A 12,546-nucleotide genomic window follows, 5' to 3' on the forward strand; every position below is an offset into this window, starting at 1 on the left:
CGTGGAACACGGGTTCAACCCGGGATGCGTGGCACCCTCACCCCGTCCCTCTCCCGGTGGGCGAGGGGATATGGGCGCAGTGGCAGCGCATTGTCCGGGGGCACACCTTCGCGGACCTACTGGTCAGGTAACGACCCTCACCCCCCGCCCTCTCCCAGAGGGAGAGGGAGCACCGGCAGGAAGACCTGGAACGTGGTCCCCTTCCCCGGCTCGCTCCTCACCGCGATGCGCCCGCCCAGCTCGGTGATGATGCCGTGGCAGATGGACAGGCCCAGCCCCGTGCCCACCCCCGCCGGCTTCGTGGTGAAGAAGGCATGGAACAGCTTGTCCAGGTTCTCCTCCGGAATCCCCACTCCCGTGTCCCTCACCTCCACCACCACCTGCCCCTCCTCGTACCGCGTGGACACGTGGATCTCGTTCCCCCCGGCGTCCCCATGCGGAATCGCCTGCGCCGCGTTGATGAGCAGGTTGAGGAAGAGCTGCCCCAACCGTGACTCGTTGGCCCGCACCGGTGGCACTCCGCCGTAGTCCTTCACCAGCTTCGCGCGGTGGCGGATCTCGCTCCACGCCATGTTCCCGCACAGGTCCAGCACCGCCTGGATGTCCACCGGCCCCCGCTGCTCGTCACTCCCCCTCGAGAACGTCTTCAGGTCCTTCACGATCTCCACCACGCGCTGGCCGCCGGACAGCGCCTCCTTCAGCGCCTCCCGCACCTCCTCCCCCCGCGCCCCCTCGAGCCCCTCGCCCGAGCCCGCCATCGCCGACAGCTCGTCCTCCATGAAGTTCAGGTTGCTCAGCATGTACGACAGCGGGTTGTTGATCTCATGCGCCACGCCCGCCGCCAGCGTCCCCAACGACGCCATGCGCTCGGCGGCCATCAGCTTCTCCTGCACCTGCCGGCGCTCCGTGATGTCGCGCGCGATGGACACCGTGGCCGGCTGCCCATCGAACCGCAGCGGAATCGTCACCACCTCGCCCAGCACCCGCCGGCCCTCGTGGTGCCGGAAGAGCACCTCATGGGGCACGCTGACGGGGGACGGCTCGGTGAGCCCGGCCTCGCTCCCGGGCTGCACCAGCTCCGCGATGGGCCGGCCCCGCAGCGACTTCCCGCCTGCATGGCCCAGCAGGCCCGCGGCCGCGGAATTGGCGAAGACCACCGTACCCTCCCGGTGGATGAAGATCGCCTCCGGGCTGCGCTCGATGAGGGTGCGGAAGCTCTCCGCCGAGCGCCGTTGCTCCTCCTCCGCCTGGCGCCGCCGCCGCTCGCCGCGCACGCCGTGGAGGATGGCGCAGCACGTGGCCAGCAGGGGCCTCAGGAAGGTGATGACTCCCTCGTCGTAGCCCTCCGGACGGTTGGCGATCCCCACCACCCCCACCAGCTCCGTGGCCGAGCGCAGCGGCAACCCCAGGAAGCCACGCGACACCACCGGCTCGCCGCTCGTCATCACCGCCTCGAAGAGCGTCTCGAGGTGGGAGGGCTCGATGTGGGTGCGCGCGAGGGTTCGCAGGAAGGGCGTGCCCTCGGACGTGCGCAGCACTTCGCCGATGAAGCCCTCCTCGCTGTCCGTCACCTTCAACAGCACCGACAGCAGCTTGTCGAAGAGCTGGGGCACCTCGCCCCCCTGGATGAACTCCGTCTGGACCTCCGTGAGCGCCTGAAGCAGCAGATGGCTCCCCGCCCTCCAGAAGGAGTGGGGCCACTCCCTCCGTCCGCTCAGCTGCTCCCGCTTTTCCCGGCTTCCCTGAATCTGATGGCGGACGTCATGCATCGAGCACTCCCCCTCCTTCCTCTATTGGCGGTTGGGGAACATTCTGGATCTGAACAACTAAAACCTTAGTTGCGAATCAACTAAGACCTTAGTAGTTTGGTCTCCGGGAGGTGACGGAGCGTGTCCAAACCGCCGCAACACGAGGAGTCCAAGCCGCTCACGCCGGTGGAGCTGGAGCTGATGCACATCGTCTGGCGCAAGGGAGAGGTGGCCGTGACGGATGTGCTGGAGGCGCTGCCGCCGGAGCGCAAGCTGGCCTACACGTCGGTGTCCACGGTGCTGCGCATCCTGGAGCAGAAGGGAGTGCTCCAGAGCCGGAAGGTGGGCCGGGGGCACCTGTACTCGGCGCTGCTGCCGCGCGAGGCCTATGAGGTCCAGAGCGTGCGCCACCTGGTGGAGACGGTGTTCGACGGCACGCCCTCGGCGCTGGTGGAGCGGTTGGTGGAGGCCGTGCCGCTCTCGCCCGAGGAGGTGGAGCAGCTGCGCGCCCTGCTGAGCAAGAAGGGGACCCGCTCATGAGCACCGCCCTGCGGGCACTGGCCACCGGCTACGTGAGCGTGGCCGTCCTCCTCACGGTGGGCTTCGTGCTGCTGCGCGCCGCCCTGGCGCTCATGGGGCGGTGGGGACTGCCCCTGTCGGCGCGGCAGACGCTGAGGGCCGGGCGCGCCACGCTGGCCCTGGCGCTCCTGCTTCCTCCCGTGTGCATGGCCGTGCGAGGCCTGGTGCCCACCGGTCCGCTCTTCACCTTCGAGCGCTCCGTGGTCCGCCTCACCACGCGGCTGCCCGAGCCGGCCTGGAGCCCGCGTCCGGCCGCCCCCGCTCCCCGGAGCCCCGGCACGCCCGCGTCCTTCCCCGTGGGCACGGCCCTGGCCCTGTTGCTCGGCACGGCCTCGGCGGGGCACTGCGCGCGGCAGCTCCGGCAGCACGTGCGGCTGATCCGCCGGCTCGAGTCCCAACCCCGCCTGCGCCAGGTGGGCCGCGTGGCCGTGGTGCTCCGCGACACCGAGGGCACCGCCTTCTCCACCTGGTTTCCCCGGCGCGCGCCCCACCCCAGCGCCTGGGTGGCCGTGCCCTCGAGCCTCCTGGAGGACGCCCAGGGCCTGCGCCTGACGGTGCTGCACGAGCTCCAGCACCACCGCCAGCGCGACACCGTGCTCGCCTACGTGCGCCTGGCGCTCGGCGCGCTCTTCTTCTGGAACCCCGTGGTGCGCGCCTTCGAGCGGTGGCTCGCCACCTGCCAGGAGCTCGCCTGCGACGAGGCGCTCGTCCGCGGCGGCAAGGCCTGCCCGCATGACTACGCCCGGTGCCTGATCGAGGCCGCGCTGCGCGCCACCCACGCCCCACCTCTTCCCGCCGGAGTCACCGGCATGGCCCATCCCACCAAAAGGAGGATCGAAATGCTGTTCCAGCCGCGTCCCAGCCGTCCCCACCGCACCGCCGGGCTCGTCGCCGCCGTCGCCCTCACCCTCGTTCCGCTCGCCCTCTGGGCCCAGAGCGCCACGCGCGGCCGCGCGGTGACGCTCGCCGAGGCCCAGGCGCTCGCCCGGTCCTCCCAGCGCCAGGGAGACCTCCCGGTGGTGGTGGACGAGCAGGTGGTGGAGAAGCTCAACCAGCTGGTGACCACGCCCAAGGGCCGCGCCTTCATGAAGAAGGCCCTGGACAACCTGGGCACCCACCGCGAGGCGCTCACCCGCACGCTGCATGCCCGCAAGCTTCCCGAGGGCCTGCTGGCCGTGGCGATGATCGAATCCGCGGTGACCAACATGCCGGAGGCCTCGAACCTGCCATCGCTGGCGCCGGGCATGCGGGGCGCGGGGGTGTGGATGTTCATCCCCTCCACGGCGCGTCAGTACGGCCTGCGGGTGGACGCGGAGGTGGACGAGCGGCTGGACGTGGCACGTGAGACGGAGGCCGCCGCGGCCCTCTTCTCCGACCTGCACGGCCGGTACAAGGACTGGCGCCTGGCGCTCGCGGCCTACAACCAGGGCGAGAAGAAGGTGGACCGGGTGCTGAGCGAGACGGGCGTGCGCGACGCGAGCGAGCTGGCCCGCGCCGGCCACCTCAACGACTACGTCAGCACCGTGCAGGCCGGGCTCCTCATCCTGCGCAACCCGCACCTGCTCGACTGAGCCCGTATCCGGGCGGACGCTCCGGAGGGAGCCCGGCGTTGATACTCCGGGCTCAAAGCGTCTCACGGTGGGTGCCTGCGAGCACGGGGGGCATTCACCGGAGCCCCGGGTCCCGTCCTAGAATGGGCGCGTTGAGCCCCCTCATGGACAGCGTGCCCTCCTCTCCGATGTCGAACACCTCCCGTGGTCAGTCGTCCGATGCCCTCGACGAGCTGCTGCGCCACTTCCAGGCCACCTTCGAGCAGGCGGCCGTGGGCCTGGCGCACGTGGGCATCCAGGGCCAGTGGCTGCGCGTCAACTCACGCCTGTGCGACATCGTTGGCTACCCGCATCAGGAGATGATGGGGCTGACGTTCCAGGACATTACCCACCCGGATGACCTGCAAGCGGATCTGAAGCAGGTCCAGCAGGTGCTCGCCGGCGAGCGCTCCACCTACTCGATGGAGAAGCGCTACTTCCACAAGTCCGGGGAGATCATCTGGATCAACCTCACGGTGTCCCTGGTGCGCAAGCCCGATGGCACCCCGGATTATTTCATCGCCGTCATCGAGGACATCTCCCGGCGGCGCCGTGCCGAGCTGGAGCGGGACGCGCTGCTCTCGCGCGAGCTCCAGGCCCGCACGGAGGCCGAGGAGCAGGTGCGCCGCCGTTCCGCCGAGTTGGATCTGACGCGCAACGCGCTCATCCAGGCCGAGCGGCTGGCCACGGCGGGCCAGCTCGCGGCGGGTGTGGGGCACGAGATCAACAACCCCCTCTCCTACGTGCTGGCCAACGTGTCGTTCGCGCTGGAGGAGCTGGCGGAGCGGGAGCTGGACGAGACGATGAAGGAGGTACAGGACGCGCTGCAGCAGGCCCGCAGGGGCGCCGAGCGCATCCGGGGCATCGTCCGGGATCTGCGCACGTTCGCCAGCAGCAAGTTCGACTCGCTGGGGACGGTGGACGTGCGGGATGCGTTGGAGTTCGCCGTCTCCATGGCGGAGCACCAGTTGCGCCTGCGCGCCCAGCTCCTGCGCGACTACACGCCGGTGCCCGCCGTGGTGGGAAACGAGTCGCGCCTGGGCCAGGTGTTCCTCAACCTGCTGCTCAACGCCACGCAGGCGATCCCCGAGGGGGCGGTGTCGAGCAACCAGGTGACGCTCACCATCCGGCCCCACCAGGAGGCGTGGGTGGCCATCGAGGTGCGCGACACGGGGTGCGGCATTCCCTCGGAGAACCTCCCCCGCCTCTTCGAGCCATTCTTCACCACGAAGCCCATTGGCGAGGGGACGGGGCTGGGTCTCTCGGTGTGCCACGGCATCGTGGTCAGCATGGGAGGCCAGCTCCAGGTGGAGAGCACGCCGGGCCGGGGGAGCACGTTCCGCGTGCTGCTGCCAGTAGCGGGCAAGGCCGTGGCCACCGAGCCCTCCGGTGACGGGCGCGTGCGGCGCCCCGGGGAGCCTGGCGCCCGCCGCGTGCTGTTGATCGACGACGAGCCCGAGGTCCTCGAGGCACTTGCCCGGACCATCGGTCCATCACACACCATCGAGCGGGCGACCAGCGGCACCCGCGCCCTGGAGCTGCTGGCGCGGGACACGGGTTATGACGTCATCTTCTGCGATCTCATGATGCCGGAACTGACGGGCATGGACCTGTACGAGGTGATCGCCTCGAAATACCCGGAGCTGGTCGAGCGGATGGTCTTCATGACGGCGGGCGGATTCACGCCACGTGCCATCGCGTTCGTGGATCAGCACGCCCCGAGGTGCATCGAGAAGCCCTTCAGCCCGGAAACAGTTCGCGCCTGCCTGCGATAGTCCATTGCCGAAGGACCGGCGTTGATCTTGAGTGCCCGGTCCCATGGTTGGCCTGCTCCTCACCCTCGTCCTCACCACCACCGCCGGGCAGCTCCCGGTACCCACCTCGCCCGGGGAGCTCCTGGGAGAGACGGTGGAGCTCACGGGGGACGTGCGCGTCGAGACCGAACCCGGCGTCCTCGTCATCGCCCGGAAGAACGCGGTGCTGCGCTCGGGAACGTCGGTCATCCGCGCGGATGAGATCTCCTACAACCACACCACGCAGGTGGCGGAGGCCCGTGGGAACGTCCTGCTGGTGATGCGCGGCCTGGTGGGCTTCGCCGAGCACCTCACCCTGGATCGCCAGACGCGCACCCTGACGGCCGAGAACGCCAACGGCGAGGGCGCCGCCTTCGTCCAGAAGGAGAACGTGAGCCCGGAGGCGCTCGCCGGCCTGGAGACCGCCGAGCAACTGGCCAAGGCGGGCAAGAACGCCTTCTCCTTCACCACCCGGGGCCTGCACATCCGGGAGGATGGCGCGTACGAGCTGGAGGGTTCGTCCTTCACGCCCTGCGACTGCGACGTGCTCACGCCGACCTGGCGCATCTCCACGAGCGGCGCGAAGTTGACGCCCGACGAGAGCGCCACCCTCACCCTGCCCGCGGTGTACGTGTACGGCGTGCCCGTGCTCCTGCTGCCGTGGGTCTACCTGCCCCTGTCCCAGCGCGCGAGCGGCCTGCTCCTGCCCGAGATAACGGGCTCGGGACTGAGCGGGTTCCAGCTGGACCAGCCGCTCTTCCTCACGCTGGGGCGGAGCTACGATCTCACGCTCTCCCCGGGGTACGCGTTCGGCACCGAGCCGGTGGATCCCACCCAGGGCTCGCTCGGCGTGAAGGGCCCGCGCCTGTCCACCGAGTTCCGGTACGCGCCCCTCGCCGACCCCGAGGGCAATCCCGCGATGGAGGGCCGGCTATGGACGCAACTCATCTACGACCTGAAGCCGGAGCGGGATCCGCTCAACTACAGCGTACTCGCGCCCGGCGCGCCCCAGCGGGGACTGCGCGGCTGGGGCCTGCTGGAGCACCGGCGGAAACTGGGCAACGGCTTCTTCGCGCGGGCGGACGTGAAGCTCTTCTCGGACGGCTTCCTCTTCGCGGACACCACGACCAACTCCGCGTTCGCCCGCTCGTACTATTACGTCCCCTCCACGGCCACCGTGTACCACCGGGGCACGGACGACTACGCGGGGCTCGCCCTCGCCTACCGCCAGGACATCCGCTGGGGCTACTCCCTGTTTGGCGCCGGTGACGTCCCGCGCCCGCCCGTCTTCCAGGAGCTGCCCACGCTGCGGTACGCGCTGCCCACGAGGCCGCTGTTCGGCCCGCTCAACGGTGGCGTGGAGGTGGAGCTGTCCCGGCTCTCACCGCTCGATCAGCTGTTGGGGGACGAGGGCACGGATGGCATCTACTGGCCGCTGCTGCCGGATGCGGATGGCACCCAGGGCAATGGCCGTTTCGATCCGGGCGAGCGTCAGGCCCGCACGCGCCTGGACGTGATGCCACGCGTGAACGCCACCTTCGACCTGGGCGGTGTGCTGCGGCTCACCCCGTACCTGGCGGTGCGCGAGAGCCTCTACCTCCATGAGGTGACCCGGGAGACGAGCCACCGGGGCTACGGGATGGTGGGCGCGTACATGGACACGGAGCTGTCGCGGGTATTCGGGGAAGGAGCCACCGCGATCCGCCACAGCATCATGCCCTCGGTGGAGGTGCGCGCGGTGCCCCATGTCTTCGGCCAGGGCTCGCCCCAGATCTATGACGAGGTGGACGCCGCCGTGCCCGAGAACGGGTTCTTCCAGGGACAGGTGGCGCTGCGCCAGAAGCTGCTCGCCCGCGCCGGGCCCTCGGGGACGCGCGAGCTGGGGCGGTTGGACGTGGTGCAGGGCGTGGACTTCCTGGAGCGGCGGTTGGGCGAGACCTCCGGGCGCATCCTGGCGGTGCTGGGCCCGGTGACGGCGGAGGCCCGGGGCCGGTTGGATCTCTTCACCCCCGACACGGAGGAGCGGCTGACCCAGCTGTCGGCGAGGATCGGCTGGAGCATCATCCGGGACAGGCTGAGCGTGAGCGCCGGATACGAGCGGGCCCTGGCGAGCTCGGAGCAGGTGCGCCGGCCCATCGACATGCTGCTGCCCCCTCCCCTCGCGCCCCAGGTCGCGGACCCTGGAACGGCGGTGTCCTGCTCGAGCGATACCGCGTTCGCCAACAAGCCCATCGACCGCGTGCTGCTGGGCGCCGAGACGCGCCTCCCATTCGGCTTGAACCTGGGCTACACGGCCGAGGTGCAACGCAAGGATCCGGCGCGCTGCGATGTGACCGAGCTGTTCTCCCAGATGCTGAGCGTCTCCTTCAGCCCCTCGTGCGACTGCTGGCGGCTCAACGCCTGGGCGCGGGTGGGAGTCGGGACGACCTTGGACGGGGGCCTGAGCGTGACGATCCTGAACCTGGGCACCTTCGGGCGCTGAGCCCGGTGGCCCCGGAGCGCGCCCGGGAGGTCCCTCCAGCGGTCACGCGACGGACTGGGTCGCCCGCTTCTTCCGGGAGCGGCCCCGGCCACCCTCATCGCGCGGACCGAGCACCCGGTCGGCGGGCAGGCCCGCGTCGAGCGCCTCGCGCAACCCGGGAGATAGCCCGTCCATCAGCAGCACCACCGAGGCGTTCGTCCACGCGAAGCCCAGCGTCCGCTCGGACCTGGGTGCCATGAGCGCTCCGCGATCCGCGCCCTGGTTGCCGTACTCGACGGCCACCTCGGCCGACCGCCTCACCACGTCGTACTTCTCCTTGATGAGGCCGTTGTGACTCCCCGCGATGTCCAGCACCATCGACAGCCAGCGGTAGGCCACCGCGTCCGCCTCGGCGTGGAAGCCGTAACGGCGCAGGCCCTCCACCGCGATGATCTGGTGCGGCGCCCAGCCGAACGGCCAGTCCCACTGCAGATCCTCTCCGCCCGCCGCCTCGCGCGAGGCGCGGCTGCTCGAGGTCAGGCCTCCGTCATGCAGGAAGCGCGGAAGCGCCGCGGCCACCATGGCGGCCTCCTCCCTCGAGGCCCAGCCCGTCCACAGCGGATAGAAGGCCGCCAGGCACTCGTAGCGGGAACGGCGTCCGGACACGAAGTCGTAGTCGAAGAACAGGCCGTGCTCCGCGTCCCAGAAGCGCGTGCGCATGGTGCGCACCCGGGCCTTCGCCGCCCGGGCGTACCGGGCCGCCTTCAACGAGGCCTCCCCTTCCACTTCGCGGAGGATCCCCGCCACGTCCATCTCGTACTGGAACAGCAGCGAGTTGAGGCACACCGGCTCGTGGTGGTGCGTGGCCTTGCCGAAGCGGTGGCACATGTCCCAACCGCTCTCGCGGATGGCCCGGTCATGGCGGTGGAACCCGGCGTCGTCCGGCCGCGCGTCCGCGTAGAACCTCGACAGGTCCTCGGCGTCGGGCCCCTCGGCGTCGTCCTTGTAGCGGGAGAGCCCGCTCTGGGTAGCACGGGGCCCCGTGCGGAAGACGGTCTCGAGCTCCTGCTCGGCCGCGCGGGCCACGCGCTTGAGCAGGCGCCGGTCCGCGCGCACCGCGTGCAGCGCCAGCGCCAGCCGGGGCATGAGCGGCGGCTGGGTGCGCGACAGGTGGTAGCTGAGATTCGAGTTGGGAATCTTCCCGTAGTGCTCGATCTCGTAGAGCTGGTTCTCCAGCATGTCCCTCGCGAGCCCGTAGTGGCCGGAGGTCAGGGCGCCGCGAGCGTTGAAGTAGCTGTCCCAGCCGAACATCTGCACGAAGCGGCCACCCGGAACGATGTACGGGCGCGGGAGGTAGAGCATCCCGGGCTGGCGCATGAGCGCCTCCCAGTCCCCGGTAGCGCGAGGCTTCTGGAGCGGCACCATCTCCAGGCCACCGGAGCGCCGGGCCTCGGCGCGCAGCTTCTTCAGGGCCTTGCGGTCGCGCGCGGGCACGTACACGCGTTGCTTGCCGTCCGGCTCCTTCACCGGCATCACCTGAAGGGCCTTCTTCAGGTCCTCGGCGCGATCCGAGCGGCGGACGAGTCCCCGCCAACCGTCGTCGATCAACCGGCGCAGCGTCTGGGTGCGCGGCTCCAGCATCCGCTCCACGGGCAGCCCGATGGCCTCGCCGCGTCCCGCGAGGATCTCCTCGGCGAGCACATCCGCGGCGTGCGAGAGCCGCTCCGCTCCGGCCAGCTCCAGGCGCGCGCCCGGGGCGAGCTCCAGGTCCACCGCGAAGCGCAGTCCATCCTCGCGGGCGCGTCCGGCATCCCGGTCCGTGAGGCGGCCGTCACCATCGAGATCCAGCGCCATCAACACCTCGAAGGCGAGGCTCGCGGTGGACGTGGTGGCGGACAGGACCCCTGGCGTGTCCAGGGTCCGCGGGGCGCGCTCGCGGGCAAGCCGCTGCGACAGCCGATTCTGAAGGGTGATGGGGGAACGGGAGAGGCGCGAAGACGGCGTCCGGGTAGGCACTCTGTCGACCTTCGGAGAGGAAGCTCCGTGCAAGGTACACGAGTCCGTCCCGGCGCCAACATGCACTGCGTGAAGCCGCCCGCTTCTCCGCCGGACGGATGCCTGAACTCATTTGAGTTCAAACGTCTCAATGCATACACAGCCGGAGAGAGGGCGCCACGGACGCATGTGAGCACCGCGCGCACTGATTACCCTGGTCTCCGTTCCACCCCGACCCCACACCCTTGGAGACCCACCGTGGACCTCCTTCCGTCCTTCCTCCGTCCCTTCACCACCTCCGCACTGCTCCTGGCCGCCGTGGTGCTCGCCCCACCCGCGCGCGCCGACGAACCCCCTACCCCGCTGGAGGACAACCAGCGCATCACCGAGGGCTACATCGAGATCGCCTATGAGCTGGGCGGCCTGCTGGATCCAACGCTCCAGCCCGGCGGGAGCAGCAACGTGCGGCCCAACTGGTTCGTCTTCGCACCGCACGCCTCCCGCACCGGCGGCGAGGGCATGCTCGCCGCGGCCCTCGCGCGGCGGTTGATCGAGACGGCCCGGGGCCAGCCCTCGCTGTCACTGCTCCACGCGCTCGACCGGCTGGGCCTCGTCGGCACCGTGCGGCTCACCGTGGAGAACCTCTCCCTGGAGCTCATCCTCCGGGGACTGCCCACCGACGCGGCCGCCTCTCTGGCCTCGCTCATCACCGCCATGAATGGCGGGGCGCTCGCGGATTCGCGCACCCTCACCACCACCGCGTCGCGCTTCGCCTCGCTCTACTGGAGCGCGCCGGGCTCCCTCCCGCTCGACAAGGCGGAGTCCGTGGTCATCACCCTGGAGCGCACGCTGCACGAGGGCAACCTCGCCATCTTCACGGACATCGGCGGCTCGGCGATCCTCTACCTGGACTGGCGCCGGAGCGTCACCGGTGCCATCACCCCCGCGCGCGTGCTGTCGGAGTTCTCCCTCCCGGACGCCGTGTCGCAGGAGGCCCAGCTCGCCTACACGTACGCGGTGGCCCACGCCAACGACACACCCCGGCCCTACCAGTTCGCCAGCATCTTCCCGGGCATGCACTGGAAGAGCCTGCTGGTGGCGGCCTTCGCGCTCTACGAGGAGGCCCGCCTGGCGCCGACTCCGGCCGCGCGCGACGCGCTCATCGCCATGGGCAACAACTACGTGGCCTGGCGCGAGCAGCATGACATGGCGCAGCCCGTCTTCTCCCCGGCCGTGGCCTACCCGGACGAGGTGTCCCGCTCCGCGCTGCTGCAAGCCCTCACGCCCATGCTCAGCACGGACTTCGGCACCCTCACGTGGAACTACTCCGACTACGCGTACAGCCAGCCGGATCGGGACGGCAGCATCCTCACCTCGCCGCCCACCGAGTACAGCTGGGCCGTCTTCTGGGATCGCTGGACGGGCATCCTCTACGCCTTCGAGCAGGCCTACGGCTCGCCCTCGGCGCTCTGGGTGATGCCGGAGCCGATCGTGGATCCCACCACGGAGCCGTCCGGCACCTGAGTCCCTTCAGGCGCTCGGATGAGCGGAACAGTCTCCGTCCGCCGCCCGCCCGGAGTCCATCCAGGCGAGCCCGGTCCCGGGTGGGAGTAGACCCGAGTCCTCGAACGGACACGCCGCCCCGGCCGGGGTGTCCAGGAGACCCGCACCGGTGGCAAACTGGAGTAGACCCACATCTCTGCTACCGTTCCCTTCATGCTGGCGTCTCCGCCCCCCCGCTTCCGGCTGCTGTTCCCCGCCCTCGTCTGCGCCCTGGTGATCCACGGCGCCTACGGGGCCAGCCGGATGGGACCCCCCGCGTTCGCCGCGTTCGTGCTGCTGGTGCTCGCCATCGCGGCGATGCGTTGGCGCCATGGGGCCCCCCTCGCCTTCCCGGCTCGCGGCGCGCGCGGGAGCGGTGCCCTCCCGGAGCACGCCCTGGCGAGGCTCGCGCATGAGGAACCGTCCCGGCAGTATCCGGCGCAGCGCGGAGCCACCTCCACGTCCTTCCCCCCGCGGCGCACCTTCTGGTCGCGGGTGAAGATCTGGTTCAGCAGCGCGGGCCTGCTGGTGTGCGGACTGTGGTGGATGCTGCTCGGCGCCATGCTCTTCACGCCGGATCCGTCGCCCGCGCTCGATGGCCTCTTCACCAACTCCAGCCTGACACTCATCACCGTGTCCCTGCTGCTGACGGTGCTCTTCGGGGTCATCCTGCGCTCGGGTCTGCGTGGGCCGTCGGATCCGCTCGCGCCGAAGGACTGGCGCCACAAGGACGGCCTGCGGGATCAGCCCTACGTGCCGCACTCCCCTGGCGCCTACCCGAGCGCTCCGCGCCACGGAAAGCGCCACCTGCGGCTGGTACGCGGCAACGCGCCCTGACC

Annotated in this window: 8 protein-coding genes; 6 read left to right on the forward strand and 2 right to left on the reverse strand. The window is 70.4% G+C overall.

The window, feature by feature from the left end; genetic code table 11:
• Window positions 1-137 precede the first annotated feature (137 nt).
• The gene (locus Q664_RS42385) at window positions 138-1,769 is read right to left on the reverse strand and encodes an ATP-binding protein (protein ID WP_052519361.1); all 1,632 of its coding nucleotides are present in this window, start codon (window positions 1,767-1,769) and stop codon (window positions 138-140) included.
• A gap of 120 nt (window positions 1,770-1,889) precedes the next feature.
• Between Q664_RS42385 and Q664_RS42390 the strand changes: the two genes are divergently transcribed.
• The 4 genes from Q664_RS42390 to Q664_RS42405 all read left to right on the forward strand — a co-directional run bounded on the left by Q664_RS42390 (window position 1,890) and on the right by Q664_RS42405 (window position 8,191).
• Window positions 1,890-2,288 carry a BlaI/MecI/CopY family transcriptional regulator gene (locus tag Q664_RS42390; protein WP_043409999.1) on the forward strand — a complete coding sequence of 133 codons (399 nt, stop codon included), beginning with the start codon at window positions 1,890-1,892 and terminating at the stop codon, window positions 2,286-2,288.
• Window positions 2,285-3,898: a M56 and MltD domain-containing protein gene (locus Q664_RS42395; protein WP_043410001.1), complete on the forward strand. Its 1,614-nt coding sequence runs from the start codon at window positions 2,285-2,287 to the stop codon at window positions 3,896-3,898. The genes Q664_RS42390 and Q664_RS42395 overlap by 4 nt, the downstream gene beginning before the upstream one ends.
• 167 nt (window positions 3,899-4,065) lie before the next feature.
• Entirely contained in the window at window positions 4,066-5,691 is a 1,626-nt protein-coding gene (locus Q664_RS42400; RefSeq protein WP_160174625.1) for a hybrid sensor histidine kinase/response regulator, read from the forward strand.
• Window positions 5,692-5,734: 43 nt separating this feature from the next.
• A complete protein-coding gene (locus Q664_RS42405; RefSeq protein WP_043410003.1) occupies window positions 5,735-8,191 on the forward strand; it encodes an LPS-assembly protein LptD in 2,457 nt (818 codons plus the stop codon).
• A gap of 42 nt (window positions 8,192-8,233) precedes the next feature.
• Here Q664_RS42405 and Q664_RS42410 read toward each other — a convergent pair whose 3' ends face one another.
• Window positions 8,234-10,186 (reverse strand): trehalase family glycosidase, encoded by a 1,953-nt coding sequence (locus Q664_RS42410; RefSeq protein ID WP_084610824.1) that lies wholly within the window; start codon window positions 10,184-10,186, stop codon window positions 8,234-8,236.
• A gap of 237 nt (window positions 10,187-10,423) precedes the next feature.
• Here Q664_RS42410 and Q664_RS42415 point away from each other — a divergent pair, with 237 nt between their 5' ends.
• Window positions 10,424-11,689, forward strand: a complete 1,266-nt coding sequence (locus tag Q664_RS42415; protein ID WP_043410006.1) for a hypothetical protein — start codon at window positions 10,424-10,426, stop codon at window positions 11,687-11,689.
• A gap of 192 nt (window positions 11,690-11,881) precedes the next feature.
• The gene (locus Q664_RS42420; RefSeq protein ID WP_043410008.1) at window positions 11,882-12,544 is read left to right on the forward strand and encodes a hypothetical protein; all 663 of its coding nucleotides are present in this window, start codon (window positions 11,882-11,884) and stop codon (window positions 12,542-12,544) included.
• Window positions 12,545-12,546: the final 2 nt, after the last annotated feature.

The sequence above is a fragment of the Archangium violaceum Cb vi76 genome (genome assembly GCF_000733295.1).
GTDB lineage: Bacteria > Myxococcota > Myxococcia > Myxococcales > Myxococcaceae > Archangium > Archangium violaceum.